The 15426-nt window shown below is 54.5% G+C and carries 18 protein-coding genes; 5 read left to right on the plus strand and 13 right to left on the minus strand.

Annotated features, from left to right (window positions below; all coding sequences use genetic code 11):
• Positions 1 to 9 precede the first annotated feature (9 nt).
• The 8 genes from BLP53_RS00715 to pabC form a co-directional block, all read right to left on the minus strand.
• On the minus strand, positions 10 to 378 hold the full coding sequence (locus tag BLP53_RS00715) for a hypothetical protein (RefSeq protein ID WP_176755197.1): 369 nt from the start codon (positions 376 to 378) through the stop codon (positions 10 to 12).
• Positions 379 to 483: 105 nt separating this feature from the next.
• Complete coding sequence (locus BLP53_RS00720) at positions 484 to 1245, minus strand: MBL fold metallo-hydrolase (protein WP_091468294.1); 762 nt, start codon at positions 1243 to 1245, stop codon at positions 484 to 486.
• Positions 1236 to 2012, minus strand: coding sequence for a TatD family hydrolase (locus tag BLP53_RS00725; protein WP_091468297.1), 777 nt, complete (start codon positions 2010 to 2012; stop codon positions 1236 to 1238). The genes BLP53_RS00720 and BLP53_RS00725 overlap by 10 nt, the downstream gene beginning before the upstream one ends.
• A 20-nt stretch (positions 2013 to 2032) precedes the next feature.
• Positions 2033 to 2395 carry a PilZ domain-containing protein gene (locus BLP53_RS00730; protein ID WP_091468300.1) on the minus strand — a complete coding sequence of 121 codons (363 nt, stop codon included), beginning with the start codon at positions 2393 to 2395 and terminating at the stop codon, positions 2033 to 2035.
• Positions 2396 to 2433: 38 nt separating this feature from the next.
• Positions 2434 to 3429 carry a DNA polymerase III subunit delta' gene (holB, locus tag BLP53_RS00735; protein ID WP_091468304.1) on the minus strand — a complete coding sequence of 332 codons (996 nt, stop codon included), beginning with the start codon at positions 3427 to 3429 and terminating at the stop codon, positions 2434 to 2436.
• Positions 3426 to 4031 carry a dTMP kinase gene (tmk, locus tag BLP53_RS00740; protein ID WP_091468307.1) on the minus strand — a complete coding sequence of 202 codons (606 nt, stop codon included), beginning with the start codon at positions 4029 to 4031 and terminating at the stop codon, positions 3426 to 3428. The genes holB and tmk overlap by 4 nt, the downstream gene beginning before the upstream one ends.
• A gap of 41 nt (positions 4032 to 4072) precedes the next feature.
• A complete protein-coding gene (gene mltG, locus BLP53_RS00745; protein ID WP_091468311.1) occupies positions 4073 to 5080 on the minus strand; it encodes an endolytic transglycosylase MltG in 1008 nt (335 codons plus the stop codon).
• 5 nt (positions 5081 to 5085) lie between these two features.
• On the minus strand, positions 5086 to 5925 hold the full coding sequence (gene pabC / locus BLP53_RS00750; protein WP_091468314.1) for an aminodeoxychorismate lyase: 840 nt from the start codon (positions 5923 to 5925) through the stop codon (positions 5086 to 5088).
• 204 nt (positions 5926 to 6129) lie between these two features.
• Between pabC and BLP53_RS00755 the strand changes: the two genes are divergently transcribed.
• On the plus strand, positions 6130 to 6570 hold the full coding sequence (locus tag BLP53_RS00755) for a hypothetical protein (RefSeq protein WP_091468317.1): 441 nt from the start codon (positions 6130 to 6132) through the stop codon (positions 6568 to 6570).
• A 27-nt stretch (positions 6571 to 6597) separates the two neighbouring features.
• Here the strand turns inward: BLP53_RS00755 and BLP53_RS00760 are convergent, their stop codons facing one another.
• The 5 genes from BLP53_RS00760 to BLP53_RS00780 are packed head-to-tail and all read right to left on the minus strand — an operon-like array spanning position 6598 to position 11414.
• Positions 6598 to 7098, minus strand: coding sequence for an aminoacyl-tRNA deacylase (locus tag BLP53_RS00760; protein WP_091468320.1), 501 nt, complete (start codon positions 7096 to 7098; stop codon positions 6598 to 6600).
• Between the two features lie 40 nt (positions 7099 to 7138).
• Complete coding sequence (locus BLP53_RS00765; RefSeq protein ID WP_091468323.1) at positions 7139 to 7492, minus strand: nucleotide pyrophosphohydrolase; 354 nt, start codon at positions 7490 to 7492, stop codon at positions 7139 to 7141.
• 18 nt (positions 7493 to 7510) lie between these two features.
• Positions 7511 to 8692, minus strand: coding sequence for a THUMP domain-containing class I SAM-dependent RNA methyltransferase (locus BLP53_RS00770; RefSeq protein WP_091468326.1), 1182 nt, complete (start codon positions 8690 to 8692; stop codon positions 7511 to 7513).
• Positions 8693 to 8718: 26 nt separating this feature from the next.
• The gene (locus BLP53_RS00775) at positions 8719 to 9513 is read right to left on the minus strand and encodes a polyamine aminopropyltransferase (protein WP_091468329.1); all 795 of its coding nucleotides are present in this window, start codon (positions 9511 to 9513) and stop codon (positions 8719 to 8721) included.
• Positions 9513 to 11414 carry a ribonuclease catalytic domain-containing protein gene (locus BLP53_RS00780; protein WP_091468332.1) on the minus strand — a complete coding sequence of 634 codons (1902 nt, stop codon included), beginning with the start codon at positions 11412 to 11414 and terminating at the stop codon, positions 9513 to 9515. The genes BLP53_RS00775 and BLP53_RS00780 overlap by 1 nt, the downstream gene beginning before the upstream one ends.
• Positions 11415 to 11556: 142 nt before the next feature.
• Between BLP53_RS00780 and BLP53_RS00785 the strand changes: the two genes are divergently transcribed.
• From BLP53_RS00785 to zigA, 4 genes are all read left to right on the plus strand, one after another.
• On the plus strand, positions 11557 to 13143 hold the full coding sequence (locus BLP53_RS00785) for a protein adenylyltransferase SelO (protein WP_091468339.1): 1587 nt from the start codon (positions 11557 to 11559) through the stop codon (positions 13141 to 13143).
• Between the two features lie 7 nt (positions 13144 to 13150).
• Positions 13151 to 13609, plus strand: a complete 459-nt coding sequence (locus BLP53_RS00790; protein WP_091468344.1) for a Fur family transcriptional regulator — start codon at positions 13151 to 13153, stop codon at positions 13607 to 13609.
• A 154-nt stretch (positions 13610 to 13763) separates the two neighbouring features.
• Positions 13764 to 14168: an RNA polymerase-binding protein DksA gene (dksA, locus tag BLP53_RS00795; protein ID WP_091468349.1), complete on the plus strand. Its 405-nt coding sequence runs from the start codon at positions 13764 to 13766 to the stop codon at positions 14166 to 14168.
• A gap of 11 nt (positions 14169 to 14179) precedes the next feature.
• The gene (gene zigA / locus BLP53_RS00800; protein ID WP_091468352.1) at positions 14180 to 15415 is read left to right on the plus strand and encodes a zinc metallochaperone GTPase ZigA; all 1236 of its coding nucleotides are present in this window, start codon (positions 14180 to 14182) and stop codon (positions 15413 to 15415) included.
• Positions 15416 to 15426: the final 11 nt, after the last annotated feature.

Genomic DNA, 15426 nt, shown 5'->3' on the forward strand with positions numbered 1-15426 from the left:
TTCCCGGCATTAACGGTTATTGAAATAACCGATATTCATCACCTTGTCGTTTACAAACGTTACTTCTGTTTCCTTGTACGTGTGCTTGTCATCATATTTCACCAGGTTTTTGTAGTACCACATTTCCACCTGTACCGGCTTGGAGTTCTGCTCCTGCCTGGCTCCACCAGGAACCATGTTATCGGCATTGCTGGGTTTGACAGACTGCTGTTTCCTGGCAGGCTCGCCCAGTTTTTCCAGAACCAGCTTCTTGGGCTTGCCGCTGAAGTTGTTGATAAACTCGTCTTCCGTATACGTCTTGCCGGCAAACGCTGAAGCAGCGCCAGCCAACATCACCAATGCAACAATAGCAGCCGAGATTTGTGAGTAAAGCTTCATCATTCCTGATCCTAAATCAAATGTTTTAATAATGCCTGTAGGCGAAAGTATAACTGTTTATATGCCTGTTCGGTTGACTGCCTGTTTGCCCTGGCATGCATTGGCTCAAACCTGTAGTTGCAGGCCATCGTAGCCGGCCACCACATGCGCTGGCAGCCTGGCCTGCAAGGCATGGTACTCCAGCTCATGCGTCATGTGGATCAGCACATTGCATTTGGCAGCTATACGCTCAATCAGCGCCAGCGACTGCGCCAGGCTGACGTGCGTGGGATGTGGTGTTTCGCGCAGGCAATCAATCAGCAGCACCTCCACCCCTTGCAGCAACTCAAAAGAAGTCTCGGGAATCTCCGATACATCGGTCATATACACCAGGTTGCCGATACGGTAGGCATAAATGCGTATCTTGCCATGCATGACCGGCACCGGAATCACCGTCTGGCCGCAGACCTCGAATGGCGCCTCGACCACATGCGCTGCCAGCACGGGTAAATCCCAGAAATCGCAGGGCTCACGCAGGGTGTAGCCAAATTTTTCGCGGATATGCTGAATCGCTTCCGGGTAACTGTAGAGCGGAATCTGGCAACGGTTAAGCTGGCAGAAGGCACGTAAATCATCAATACCATGCAGGTGGTCGGCATGCGTATGTGTATACAGTACGGCATCCACGCGCTGCATGTGTTCGCGCAAGGCCTGCTGGCGCAAATCGGGGGAAGTATCAATCAGGATCACCTGCCCGTCGTCCAGCGTCACCATGCTGGAACAGCGGCTGCGTTTATTGCGGGCATCTGTGGACAGGCAAGTCGCGCAGCGGCAACCAACCGCCGGCGTACCAGCGCTGGAACCAGCCCCTAAAATCGTCAGCTGCATGGCTGCGCGTGCTTGAACAGGCTGAAGAAGTTACGCGTGGTCGATTCCATCACTTGCGACAGCGGAATCTCGCGCAAACGTGCTATTTCTTCGGCCACATGCCGTACATACGCCGGCTGATTGGTTTTACCGCGGAAAGGAATAGGTGCCAGGTAAGGCGAGTCCGTTTCAATCAGCATGGCCTCCAGCGGGACTTTCTGTGCGACTTCTTTAAGGGCCTGCGCATTCTTGAAAGTCACGATGCCGGAAAACGAGATATAAAACCCCATTTCTATCGCGGCCTGCGCTACTTCCCAGCTCTCGGTAAAGCAGTGCATGACGCCACCAATCTCGGCCGCGCCCTCTTCCTGCATCAGACGGAGCGTATCCTGCGCAGCATTGCGGGTATGGATAATCAGCGGTTTGCCGCTTGTCCGGGCCGCGCGGATATGGGTGCGGAAACGCTCGCGCTGCCAGTTCAAATCACCAGTCAGCCTGAAATAATCCAGGCCGGTTTCACCGATGGCCACCACACGCGGATGATCTGCCAGCGCCACCAGCCCGGCCACCGTCGGCTCCTGGATGTCTTCATAATCCGGATGCACGCCAACCGAGGCGTACATATTCGGGTATTGCTCGGCAATGGCCAACACTTCCGGAAACTTGTCCAGCGTCACCGATACGCACAATGCATGCCCGACCTCATTGGCCTGCATGCTGGCACGTACCTGGTCCATATTGGTGGCCAGTTCCGGAAAGTTAAGATGGCAATGTGAATCTACAAACATGAAAACCTGTCTATCAAATACTAAATGGTATGGGTGGGCCGGCTGGATTTGAGCGCCGCACCAAGAATGTTCTCTATGCGCTTTTTTGCTTCTGCGCCACCATCGCGGTCACTGAATTGTATGCCTATGCCCTGTGGTTTGTTATTGACTGTTTGTGGCGTGATCCAGATCACTTTACCCACAATCTTGAGCTTGTGCGGGTCATCCAGCAAGGTCAGCAGCATGAACACCTCTTCCCCCATCTTGAACGGTTTGCTGGTCGGGATAAACAGGCCACCATTTTTCACAAATGGCATATAGGCCGCAAACAAGGCAGCTTTTTCGCGAATCGCCAGCGATAGCACACCAGGCTTGGCAGAGATTGTTTGTGGTGCGTCACTCATGCATGGGCTCCTGACAGTCCGGCAACACCCGCTAGGGCCTAGCCGAATAATTTCTTGTATTGCAACAGCAGTTGTTCCAGTTGCAGTTCCTGGTTCAGCGAATGCTGCGCAGTCATTTTAAAACGATTCAGCTGCTGTTGAAATGCCAGCAGCCTGGTGACGTCCAGTTTTGCCGCCAGCATCTGCAATGTGTTCGCCTCGGATGGATGATAGCGCAACGGCTGCGCATGACGCGCCAGCCATATATCCAGCAACCATTTCTGCAATACCTGGATCGCATGTTCCATGCCCTGCTTAAGCAGGACCGGACCGGCCGCCACAATATCCATCGCACTGCCGCGTGACAAGTGCGGACTCCACTGCTGGTACCACACATACCAGTCCAGGTCTTCCTGCTGCACAGAGGTCGGCGCACCGCCACTGTAATGCCAAATCCATTCCGGCTGCGTCACCGACTGCGCCTGCAGCCATTGTAGTCCCTGCTCACGTGTGGGCACCGGCATATCCACCTGCATGCAGCGACTGAGGATGGTCGGCAACAGGGCCTGCCGCTGGTGCGAGACCAGCAGGAACTGCGTGCGCTGCGGTGGCTCTTCCAGCAGCTTCAGCAGGGCATTGGATGCCGCCACATTCATCGCTTCCAGCGGGTGGATCAGTACCACGCGCATGCCATCGACACGATGGCTGGTCAAAGCCAGGTAATCATTTAAAGCCCGGATCTGGTCGATCAGTATCTGCTGCCGCTTGCGTGTTTTTTTCTTGCTGCCATCCGCATTGTCGTCATCTTCCGGCGTGATTTCCCTGAAATCCGGGTGTGCCCCTTCGGATAACCAGTGGCAGGACCCGCACTCTCCGCACGCCATAGCATTGGCTTGCGGTTGCAGGCACAGCAGGCTGGCCGCCATGGCCTGTGCAAATGCCAGTTTGCCTATGCCGGCCTTGCCGTGGAGTAGCAGGGCATGATGGCGCGCTGTACCGGCATGCATCCACTGCGAGAACAAAGCCTCTTGCCAAGGATATATATTATTAATCATAAAGATAGAATAATTTCCTCAACTGATTTCTTCACTTCATCCAAAGGGCGATGGGAATCTATGACACGAAAACGCTGCGGGTATTCCGCCGCACGTGCCAGGTATTGTGTACGCAACCTGGCAAAAAACTCCACGCCCTGCGCTTCGAATTTATCCGGCGTACGGGCGCCTGCCAGCCGTGCCAAGCTGACCTCTACCGGTACATCAAACAGCAGGGTCAGGTCCGGCTGCAAACTGCCTTGAACCCAGGTTTCCAGCGCCTGCATCTTGTCCAGTGGCAAACCGCGGGCGCCGCACTGGTAGGCATACGATGCATCGGTAAACCGGTCAGACACCACAATAGCATTGCGTTGCAATGCCGGCAGGATGACCTGGTGCAAATGCTCGGCGCGCGCGGCAAACATCAGCAGGGATTCTGTTTCCACATGCATCTCTTCATGCAGCAGCAATTCACGCAATGTTTCGCCCAGCGGCGTACCGCCTGGCTCGCGCGTGACGACCACTTCACGGCCCGTCTTCGCCAGCAACTGCAAAATGGCCGGGATATGCGTGCTCTTGCCTGCGCCATCCATGCCTTCCAGTGTGATAAACAACCCTGCCATGACTTCTTATTCCCGGTTTTTCCAGTGTTTTTTTCAGTTGGTTAGTGCTTTTTCAATTGATAAGTGCGCACAGCTTTATTATGTTCTTCCAGCGAGCTGGTGAACACATGGCTGCCCTGCCCGTTCGCCACAAAATACAGCGCCCGGGTATTGGCCGGATGCAAGGCCGCCTGAATAGATGCCAGTCCAGGCAAGGCAATCGGCGTGGGTGGCAAGCCGCTGCGCGTATAGGTATTGTACGGCGTATCTGTGAGCAGGTCGCTGCGGCTGATATTGCCATGATAACGGCTGCCCATGCCATAAATAACGGTGGGGTCGGTCTGCAGGCGCATGCCCAGGCGCAAACGGTTGACAAACACGCCGGCGATCTGCGGACGCTCGATCTCCACACCGGTCTCTTTCTCCACAATCGATGCCATAATCAGCGCTTCATAAGGTGTCTGGTAAGGCAGGCCAGCCTGGCGGGCTTCCCAGGCGGCAGACAGGTATTGCTGCATTTTCTGGTAGGCACGCTTGTACAGGTCAATATCGCTGCTTTGCGTATCAATAAAGTAAGTGTCCGGGAAAAACCAGCCTTCCGGTTGCGCCAGTTCGCCGCTGACCAGTTGCATCAGCTCCATGTCTGACATATTCAGCGTGTCATGCCGTATGCCCGGCATTTCTGCAAGTTTCTGCCGTAAATCGGCAAACGTCTTGCCTTCGGTCAGTTGCAGCTTGAACTGGTCAAACGTGCCATGCTGCAACAGATCTATCAGGCCCAGCACCTGCAAGGGCGCATTAAAGGCATAATCTCCGGCCTGCAGGCGGCTGCCGCTACCGGTTAATTTGACAATCGCCAGGAAACTGTATGGCTCGCGCAATATGCCAGCCGTGACCAGCTGATCGGCAATACTGCGCACACTGGCACCAGCCGGAATCTGCATGCCTATGGTTTCTGCAGTCATCGGCAGGGGCCGGATGGTGAAAATGACCAGCCAGAGTGCCAGCGCCAGTCCGGAGATGCCCAGCAACGCCGCTACATATTTCAAACATTGCTTGATAAACCGCATAATTCCTAATGAATGATGTAATGAAGATGTGACCTGAGTTCTTTTGCCCAGTGATCGGTCGCCATGACGTGGTCATCAATCTGCGTGACCTGTAACACGCCATACACGCTGTTGGCGATCACGACCGCATCTGCCGCCAGCAACTGCTCCAGTGAGATGGCCGTCACCGCCACCGGTTGGCCATGCGTCCTGTACCAATCCATGATTTTCTGCCGCATCACCCCCGCCACACCGCACTGGTCCAGTGCCGGCGTCATGATGACATTTTCCTTCTGTATCAGCAGGTTGCCGCTCACGGCTTCAATCACATGCCCGTCATAATCGCGTAGCAAGCCATCGAAAAAGCGCGGATCTTTCAGTTCTGCGCGGGCCAGTACATTTTCCAGGCGATTCAAGTGCTTGATGCCCGCCAGCAAAGGCTGCTGGGCTAAGCGCGTCTGGCAGGTATACAGTGCTACCCCTTGTTGGTAAATCGCGGCCGGGTAAACCGGAAGCGGGCTTTGTACCAGCACCCGCGTCGGCTCACAAATGGCCGGTGGCGCATAGCCACGCGCACCTTCCCCGCGGGTAATGATGATTTTGATGATACCGGACGCGGCCTCTTCCGCTGCTGCGGATGAGACCAGGAGCCTGAAATCCTGCATCAGCAAGTCGGCAGAAGGACACACAATCTGGATTTTGCTGCAATCGGCCACCAGCGTCTGGTAGTGCTGCGGCCAATCCTGCAATTCGCCATCCAGCAGGCGCATGGTACGGAACACGCCATCGCCATAGGCAAAGCCGCGATTGGTAGGTGCAATGCCACTCACCAGTTTGCCATTGATGCAATAGCGGACAGTTGTCATCTCGAATAAATCTGAAAAGTCATGGATTCTAACAAGGCTGAAACCTTACCATAAATCCGGGCTGGCCGAGCCATCCCGTGGCATTAATTGACCACGGCCAAACAGGGGTGAGCCGAGAAATAAACGATTTTCCAAAGTTTATTGTCAGGATAGCACGGGCCACATCAGGCGTATGGTATCTGCATTATTCCCAGGAACGCCAATATGTCACTTTCCACCATCCAGGCCAATATCGCAGCCATCCTGAACAAGGCTTATGGCGCCGATACCGGCACAGTCGCCGCCAGCACTGATACCAGCAACGAAACCAAGCCAGTTTCAAATGATAATAACGAAACGGCATCTGCCAGCACCGAAGTGACGCTGGGCGAAGGTGGCAATACCACCGAAATCTATACCGCACAGGGTTTGCTGCAACAGATGCGCCAGATCCAGCTCAGCAATACGCAGTTATTATTCGGCAGTAACGGGGACAGCAGTGATGATAACAACAGCCTGTTCGGCCTGTCAGGCAACGCGGGCAGTGATGGCCTTGAAAGCGCTAGCCAGGACTGGGTACAAAGCATCAGCCAGAACCCTGGCAAAGCCGCCGTGATGGTGGAAAGCGCCAAAAACACTTCCCTGACCACCATTCTGGGCAATTAGATAACGAAAAATCCAGGCCCGCCTGGATTAGCTGTCGGCCTTGACGAAGCTGCCCTGCGCCTTGTCCGCCAATAACTTGAGCAAATCGGCCGATTTCAGCGCCAGCGCATACCCCAGCACACCGCTACCAATCACCACGTTTTCATAACCGGCTACGCTGTTATCCACCAGCACACGCAAACTGGCAGGCAAAGCCACCGGCGGCACAGCGCCCACCACATAACCGGTTGCTTCAGGTACTTCGTCATAGTCGGCCATGCGGCATTTACGCTCATTCAAATGCGCACGCAACAAGGCCCAGTCAGCACGGCCGCCACCCGCGACAGCCAGCAGGCAAAAGCCGCTGGTTTCGCCCTTGAACACCACGCTACGCACCACCGAGGCCGGATCCAGGCCTTGCGCGCTTAACAGTTCTTCCAGGTTGCGGATAGGCTTACTGTCTTCGCTTAAGGGAATTTCAATGACCTGGAAAGCAATAGTGTGCTGTTGCAGTAATTCCGTCACTGGGGAAGTGATTGTCGTCGCCATTATTCATTTCCTATAAAATACTTTAAATAATAAAATTAACTTATTGATATTTAGTATATTTATCGTTACTTCCCTTGCATTTCTCTACCGGGTATTTCTGTGCATTGAGGGCAATTTTGGCATTGGTCGCCGCAATCAGGTCTATCCCGCACACTTCGGCGATACGCATCAGGTAGACAAAAGTATCTGCCAGCTCCTGCCCTACTTGTTCCCTGGTGTCAGCCGCCAGCTGGCGGCTGTCCGCCTCAGTCATCCACTGGAAATGCTCGACCACTTCAGCCGCTTCCACGATCATGGCCATAGCCAGGTTTTTGGGGGAATGGAACTGCGCCCAGTCACGCTCCTCGACAAACTGGTTCACACGGGCGCGTAAGGCATCAATGGAATCTGGCATGGGGTTCCCTATCGTTATTTAGCTGTTTGGTGACTGCTGTGCTGCCGAGGCTGGTTTATCGCGACGGTTACTGCCGGCCACCATCCTGATTTCAAACAGGCGGCACTCCAGCGGGCCATTAAACAACGGTGTTTTTTTGCTCGGGCTCAGGCGCATCAGCTTGGGCATGCGTAAATCATTAGTCAGGAAATAAGTGTTCCAGCCACTGAATTTCTGCTTGAGCGTGGCCGCCATCTGCGGATACAACTCAGCCAGCGTGTCATCTTCACCGATACGCACGCCATAAGGGGGGTTGGCTACCAGCACACCGCTGTCCGCAGGCGGAACCACCTGCGTGAATTCCCAGTGTGTCAGTTGCACCGCCTCCAGCCAGCCAGCCATTTCCAGATTCTGTTTGGTCACCCGTACCGCACGCAAATCCATATCCGAACCATAAATGCCCTGGAAACTGACTGGTTTCATCGCTTTGGCCGCCGCATTGCGGATTTTCCTGAAAGTGTCGGATTCAAAGTTTTTCAGTTTTTCGAAACCAAAATTGCGGTTCAGGCCAGGCGCGATATTCAGCGCCATCATCACTGCTTCCAGTAAAAAGGTGCCACTGCCACACATGGGGTCGAGCAAGACCTGTCCCGGCTGCCAGCCGGTCAGCTTCAGGATGCCAGCCGCCAGGTTTTCACGCAAGGGCGCTTCTATGCTGTTTTTGCGGTTGCCGCGCTGGTATAGCGGATTACCGGACGTATCCACGTAAAGCTGGTAACGGTCACTGGTCAGGTACACGTGCACGCGTACCGCAGGTTCACGCGTATCAATATTCGGCCGGCTGCCCACTACCTGGCGGAATTTGTCGCAAATCGCATCCTTGACGCGCAAGGTGATAAATTCCAGGCTTTTCAGCGGACTGCGCACGGCGGTCACCTTGACCATCATGCTGTGCCTGACATCAAACCAGTTCGGCCAGTTGATTTTCAGTGCGCCCTGGTAAATATCGTCTTCTTTAACGTATTTACCGCTGCCGACCTGCATCAGTACACGGGTGGCCACACGTGAATGCAGGTTGATGTGGTAGCACACGGCTAAGTCACCGCTGAAGCTGGCACCGCCGTCGGTCGGTTTGATATCACGCGCCCCGCTCTGCTTGAGCTCTTCGACAAGCAGGGTTTCCAGGCCGCGCGGGCAAGTGACAAAATAATGGTTATGCATAAGTGGTGATGTCCTGATCGGGCGGATTAATCTCTGCCCAGGGTGAAAACTTTACCATCATTGGGGTTGGCGCTCTGCAGGCGGTCAATCAAATCCGGGAAGGGAATGTGGTGTGTCTGTGTCGCCTCCTGCGCCCGTTTACGTAAGGTCGCCAGGTCAGGGATAGCCAGTTCCGGCTTGAAGCCGAACACAATGATATTGCCTGGTTTGCCAGTCGGCATCATCAGTACGCGCTGTTCAAAACTCTGCTCCATGCGCTGCATATAGATATCGAATTTCTTGTCCGAGCCCCACAGGTTAATCGCAAACAGGCCGTCCGGCGGCAAGGCGTCGGCACATTCATCAAAAAATGCCTGCGTGCAGAAATCTGGCGGCAGGCCATTGCTGCCGAACGCATCCATCATCAGCCAATCGCAACTGCCGGGATGCTGGCGGATATAAGCGATGCCGTCACCTTCAACGATGGCCAGGCGCTCATCATCGTCAGGCACGTAAAAATGGCTGCGCGCCACTTGTATCACTTGCGGGTTCAGTTCAATCACGGTTTGCTGAATCTGCGGGCAGTATTGCCAGATATATTTGGCAATGGAACCGCCGCCCAGGCCGACCAGCACGGTATTGCGGATTGCCGGCTTGAACAGCAGGCTGCCCAGCATGCCCCAGGAATACGCCAGCACCAGCGCATAAGGATCCTTGACCTTCATACTGCTCTGTATAGTGGGCGAACCCAGGTGCATGGAACGCACACCATCGGTTTCGGTGACTTCCACCATTTCGAAATCGGAAACGGCTTTGTGGATTTTACGATTCAGTTTAAACATTATGTACTTTCCACCATGGCCACCGGCGGGTCACCCGCTGCATCAGCCGCAGTTTCTTCGCCTGTTTCTTCAATCAGGCGCAGGAACTTGCAATCAAGCTCCATCAGCAAGGTATCCACGTGCTGGATGGCCAGTTGCACTCTGCTGCCAGGTTTTAGTACTGGCAGGCTATGTACTTTGGTCATATAAGGCAGGTCTTTCAGGCGCACCAGGTTTTCACGCCAGACGGTGCCCTCCACTTCTGCCATATCTTCCTGGATCAGGTATTGCAAACACCAGTAACGCTCCATGCGGGTCTGGAACTCGTTATAGGCATTATAAGTCAGGTCAAACTGGCGCATATGGCCGGTAATTTCATCGCCATTCGCAGCGTAAACCGGTGGTTGCAATGTCAGTACACTGATAATTTGCCGCTGGTTAATCAAATCCACCGCACGGCGCAGTGGCGACGTACACCAGGCATATTGTGCGACGCCCAGGCCCTGGTGAGCCTCAGCCTTGGTGGTCATATATACCTTGCCGCCGTTCTGTGCACGGTAGATGCCAGGCACGCCGTGCTCAGCCAGCAATAATCCCCACTGGCTATTGGCAGCTATCATGAGCTCAGCCACCAGTTTGTCCATGGGAGAGCCACGCTGGCGGTTGACAATGCTGACAATGCCTTCGGTGACATAAAAATTATAGTCCACCGGTTGTGGCCGGGTCGGGTCATATTTGCCACGCGCCTTTTCCAGGCTTTCGGCAAAGCGGAACAGGAGCACCAGTGGCGCCCATAAGGGATGACCGCTGTCCTGCTCCAGTACGGTTTCGTTGAAGTAGGGTTCCAGTGTATCGTGGCGCAGATTGTCAGCGATACGCACACGCTCCAGGCAGCTGCGCTGGCTGACGATGGTGAAATCCGCCGCCACTTCCAGGTACAAGGACAAGGCTGGCTTGGTTTCACCGGCATCCAGGCTGAACGGCCGGATGGCCACTTCCGGCAACATGGTGATTTTATGTCCCGGCATATACACCGTAGACAAACGTTTCATGACTTCATGATCCAGTGCTTCACGCGGAGAAATACCTAGTGACGGAGCAGCAATATGGATACCGACCTGCGTATGCCCATTCGCCAATGGCGTCACCGACAAGGCATCATCAATTTCAGTGGTGGTACTGTCATCAATACTGAACGCCTGCACTTCGGACAAAGGCAACTCAGCAGGCAATTCCGCCAGGGAAAATGCGGGGAATGTCGTGCCACGCGTAAAATATTCGCGCAGGAACGCACCCAGGTGATAATCATGGATGGAAGGGATCGCGCCCGCAGCATGCAATATCTGCACGGGCAGTTTTTTCAGCTCGCTGGCAGCCTGGTCCAGCGCTTTCCACTCCAGGGAGTTCTTGTCCGGTGCATATAGCAACTGGTCCAGTTTGCCTGCCATGCTATCAGGCAACTGTTTTGCTTTGAGCTGTTCGACCATCCGCGCCATGAATTCTGCCTGCTGGCGCTTTTTCTCCATCCCGGCCAGCGCCGCTTTCAAAGTGTCATCTGGCGCAGCCTTGTAATGGCCCTTGCCTTTGCGGTAAAAATACATGGGCGCGCCATGCAGCTTGATCGCAATCGCCGCGGCCTGCTGACGGCTGGGCTTGCCACCATAATACTCTTCAGCCAGCGCCTCAAACCCGAACTCGGCTTCCCCGCAGCATTCCCACAGGAAATCAGTGTCCAGCGTGTCGGCTTCTGCCTGCGCCGCTTCCATAAAGCCAGCCAGGCTGGCGTCAAACCGCATCAGGACGTTCGCTGTCTTGATCTTGCTGCGCTTACCGCTGCTGGATTCGACCTGCATGCTGCTGTCCGCTTCGGACATGATGGAAGCGATTTTGAAGCCACCGTCTTCTTCGTAAAAAACATTCATTGCGGGAAATTACGGCGTGCGACCACACGCCAACAGAATTCAAAAGCGTATTTTACCCGAGAAGCATGGACTTTTTTGGCGCGCACTGAACTTTCACCCCGGAATCACTCCCCAAACTGGCAATAGGCACTAAAATACCCGTATGCACCCGTTAATCTTCGATAATCGCTTTATCCGCGAACTGCCGGGCGACCCGGTAAAAGACAACTACACCCGCCAGGTGAGTGACAGCCTGTGGTCTGCCGTACAACCGACGCCGGTCCGGCAGCCTGAAATGCTCGCTTACAGTCAGGAGGTCGCCCACATGCTGGGGCTGAGCGAAGCCGATATGCAGGATCCCGCCATGATACAAACGCTGGGCGGCAATGGCGCCTTGCAGGGCATGTTTACCTATGCCACGCGCTATGGCGGCCACCAGTTTGGCCACTGGGCCGGCCAGCTGGGCGACGGGCGTGCCATTTACCTGGGCGAGCTGATACACAATCAGCAGCGCTTCGAATTGCAGCTCAAGGGCGCCGGGGAAACACCCTACTCGCGCTCTGCCGATGGCCGCGCCGTGCTGCGCTCCAGTCTGCGCGAATTTTTGTGCTCCGAAGCCATGCATCACCTGGGCATCCCGACCACCCGCGCCTTAAGCCTGGTGACCACGGGCGAGCCTGTGGTGCGTGACATGTTTTATGACGGCAACCCGCAATTTGAACCCGGTGCCATCGTCTGCCGGGTCGCACCTTCGTTTACGCGTTTCGGCCATTTTGAACTACTGGCCAGCCGCGATGAGCTGCCCTTGCTCAAGCGCTTTATCGGCTTCACCCTGGACCGCGATTTTGCCGACTGGTGGCCAAAAACCGGACTGTTACTGGATATTGATCATCCTGGGCAAGCCCTGATAGAAGCCTGGTTTGCCGAAATCTGCACACGCACCGCCATCATGATTGCGCACTGGATGCGCATCGGTTTCGTGCACGGCGTGATGAATACCGACAATATGTCCATCCTGGGCCTGACCATAGATTACGGCCCCTATGGCTGGATAGATAACTTTGACCCTGGCTGGACACCGAATACCACCGATGCACAAGGCCGCCGTTACTGCTATGGCCGTCAGCCGGATATTGCGCGCTGGAACCTCGAGCGCCTGGCAGAAGCACTGGCAACCATCCTGCCGGACAGTCATGGTCTGGCACAGGGTTTAAGCCAGTTTGACCAGGTCTATATTCGTGAATTGTCCACTGCCCTGGCCAGCAAATTCGGCCTGGATAACTGGCAGGCAAACGATGGCGAGCTGATCAATGCCGTGTTTGAACTGATGCAGCGCGCCGAGGTTGACCAGACCCTGTTTTTCACGCACCTCAAACAACTGGATATCTCCCAGCCACAGCTTTCCACCTTGCAGGCGGCTTTTTATACCGAGCAGGGTTATCAACAGTTCGGGCAGGATGTTCAGGCCTGGCTGGATCGCTACAGCCAGCGCGTGCAGCAGTCCGCCCTAACCCCAGCGCAGCGGTTGCAACGCATGTCAGAAAACAATCCTGTCTATGTACTGCGCAACTACATGGCGCAGGAAGCGATAGATTTAGCGGCACAAGGCGACAACACGCGCCTGCTGGCCCTGCTGGAAGTGTTGCGTCATCCATATACCGAGCAGGCCGGTATGGAAGAGTTTGCGAAAAAGCGCCCGGACTGGGCACGCCAGAAAGCCGGTTGCTCCATGTTGTCCTGCAGTTCATAATTGAAATATGCAAACTGCCGAACAATTGATGACCGATGCTGGCTTACGCCCGACCAAAGCCAGGACTGCGGTTTTAAATACCCTGTTACACTCCACCACCGCGCTCAGCCACCCCGAGATCCTGGCCGCCCTGCAAGGCATTAAAGAAATAGACAGGGTCACCGTCTATCGTGTGCTGGACTGGTTACTGGAAAATACCCTGATCCATAAAATTTCCACCGATGACCGCGCCTGGAAATTTCAACTGAACGCCCCAAAACGTAACTACCGGGCCGCAGACCCCTCAAACAACACCAGCCTGTTAAGTAGCCATGGTCATGCGCATTTGCATTGCCAGCGCTGCGGAACAGTACTCTGTATTCACGAACTGGCCGCCCATATCCCGCAAACAATTTTTGATACCTACCAGGTCTCCCAAATCGACATCAGCCTAAAAGGGCTGTGCCCGGACTGTCAGCAGACATAAACTGCATACTCTTGCGCTGGAACATTCAAGCAACACCCTCATTCCGGCACCTTAAGCTCTCCGTTTTACTGCCCCAATAATGCAACATAGTTGCAAATAAAATTTGCACACATTAAAATGCAACTTTATTGCAATGCAATAAAGTTGCTTCTAAATGCTCAATACATCTGAACTCCTCGCCATGCCTGAAGATGCCTATATGAATAAGGCTCAGCTCGCATTCTTCAAACAACTGCTACAAGCGCAATTACAGGCACTACAAGGCAATATGCAGTCGACCAGTAAGCATTTGCTCGATCAGCAGGAAACGCCTGACCCTGCAGACCGGGCGACCCAGGAGGAAACACAAAGCCTGGAGCTACGCACGCGGGAGCGGGAACGCAAACATGTCAAAACCATCCATGCAGCGCTGCTACGCATTGAACATGGTGATTATGGCTACTGCGAAGAAACCGGCGAACCGATTGGCCTGGCACGGTTGCTAGCCAGGCCCACCACCAAACTATGCCTGGAAGCACAAGAGCGTCATGAGCGCCGCGAACGGCAATTCAACCATTAAGGAACCTTCACATGAAAAAACTCCCAGTGACAGTACTGTCCGGTTTTCTGGGCGCAGGGAAAACTACCCTGCTCAATCATATTTTGAATAATCGCGAAGGCCTGCGCGTTGCGGTGATCGTCAACGATATGTCCGAAGTCAATATCGATGCGCAACTGGTGCGCGATGGCGGCGCTGAATTATCCCGGCAGGAAGAGAAATTGGTTGAGATGAGCAATGGCTGTATCTGCTGCACCTTGCGCGAAGACTTGCTGGTAGAAATTACGCGCCTGGCGAGGGAAAACCGCTTCGACTATTTGCTGATTGAAACAACCGGCATTTCCGAACCGTTGCCCATTGCGGAAACATTTACTTTTGCCGATGAAGAAGGCATGTCACTCAGCGATATCGCGCAACTGGATACCATGGTGACTGTCGTCGATGGTTACAACTTCCTGCAAGACTACAGCTCACAGGATATGCTCACCAGCCGTGGCGAATCCCTGGGCGAAGAAGATGAACGCACAGTGGTGGATTTGCTCATTGAACAAATCGAGTTTTGCGATGTGTTAATCCTCAACAAGACTGACCTGATGACGCTGGGCGAAATCTCCCGCCTGGAAGGCATCCTCAAGACACTGAATCCACGGGCGCAAATCATCCACAGCACATTTGGCAAAGTCCCGCTTACCCGTATTATGAATACGGAACTGTTTGATTTTGACCAAGCAGCAGAAGCCTCTGGCTGGTTACAGGCCTTGCGCGGCGAACATATACCGGAGACTGAGGAATACGGGATTTCCAGTTTTGTTTACCGCGCCCGCAAACCATTCCATCCCCAGCGTTTATGGCAATGGATGAATAGCGAGTGGCCAGGGGTTGTGCGCTCCAAAGGGCGTTACTGGATCGCCTCCCGTCCCGAATTCTGCGCCATGTGGTCACAGGCGGGTGCCGTGACCAGGACTGAACTGGCAGGTATGTGGTGGGCGGCTACGCCAGAAGAATTCTGGCCTGAAGATGCAGAGAGCCTGCAACATATCCGTTCCCGCATGCAAACGCCTTATGGTGACCGCCAGCAGGAACTGGTAGTTATCGGTATGCATATGGATCAACAAGCCCTTCAAGCCCGTTTTGATGCCTGCCTACTGACTGAAGCGGAGCTTGCCTCAGGCATGGCTGCCTGGAAAAAACTGCCGGACCCGTTTCCACACTGGGCAATACAGGCGTCAGTGGCGCCGGGGGAAGAGGAAGTGATTACGCAGCTTTAATGTATGCGCAT

The sequence above is a fragment of the Methylophilus rhizosphaerae genome (assembly GCF_900100975.1).
GTDB classification, from domain to species: domain Bacteria; phylum Pseudomonadota; class Gammaproteobacteria; order Burkholderiales; family Methylophilaceae; genus Methylophilus; species Methylophilus rhizosphaerae.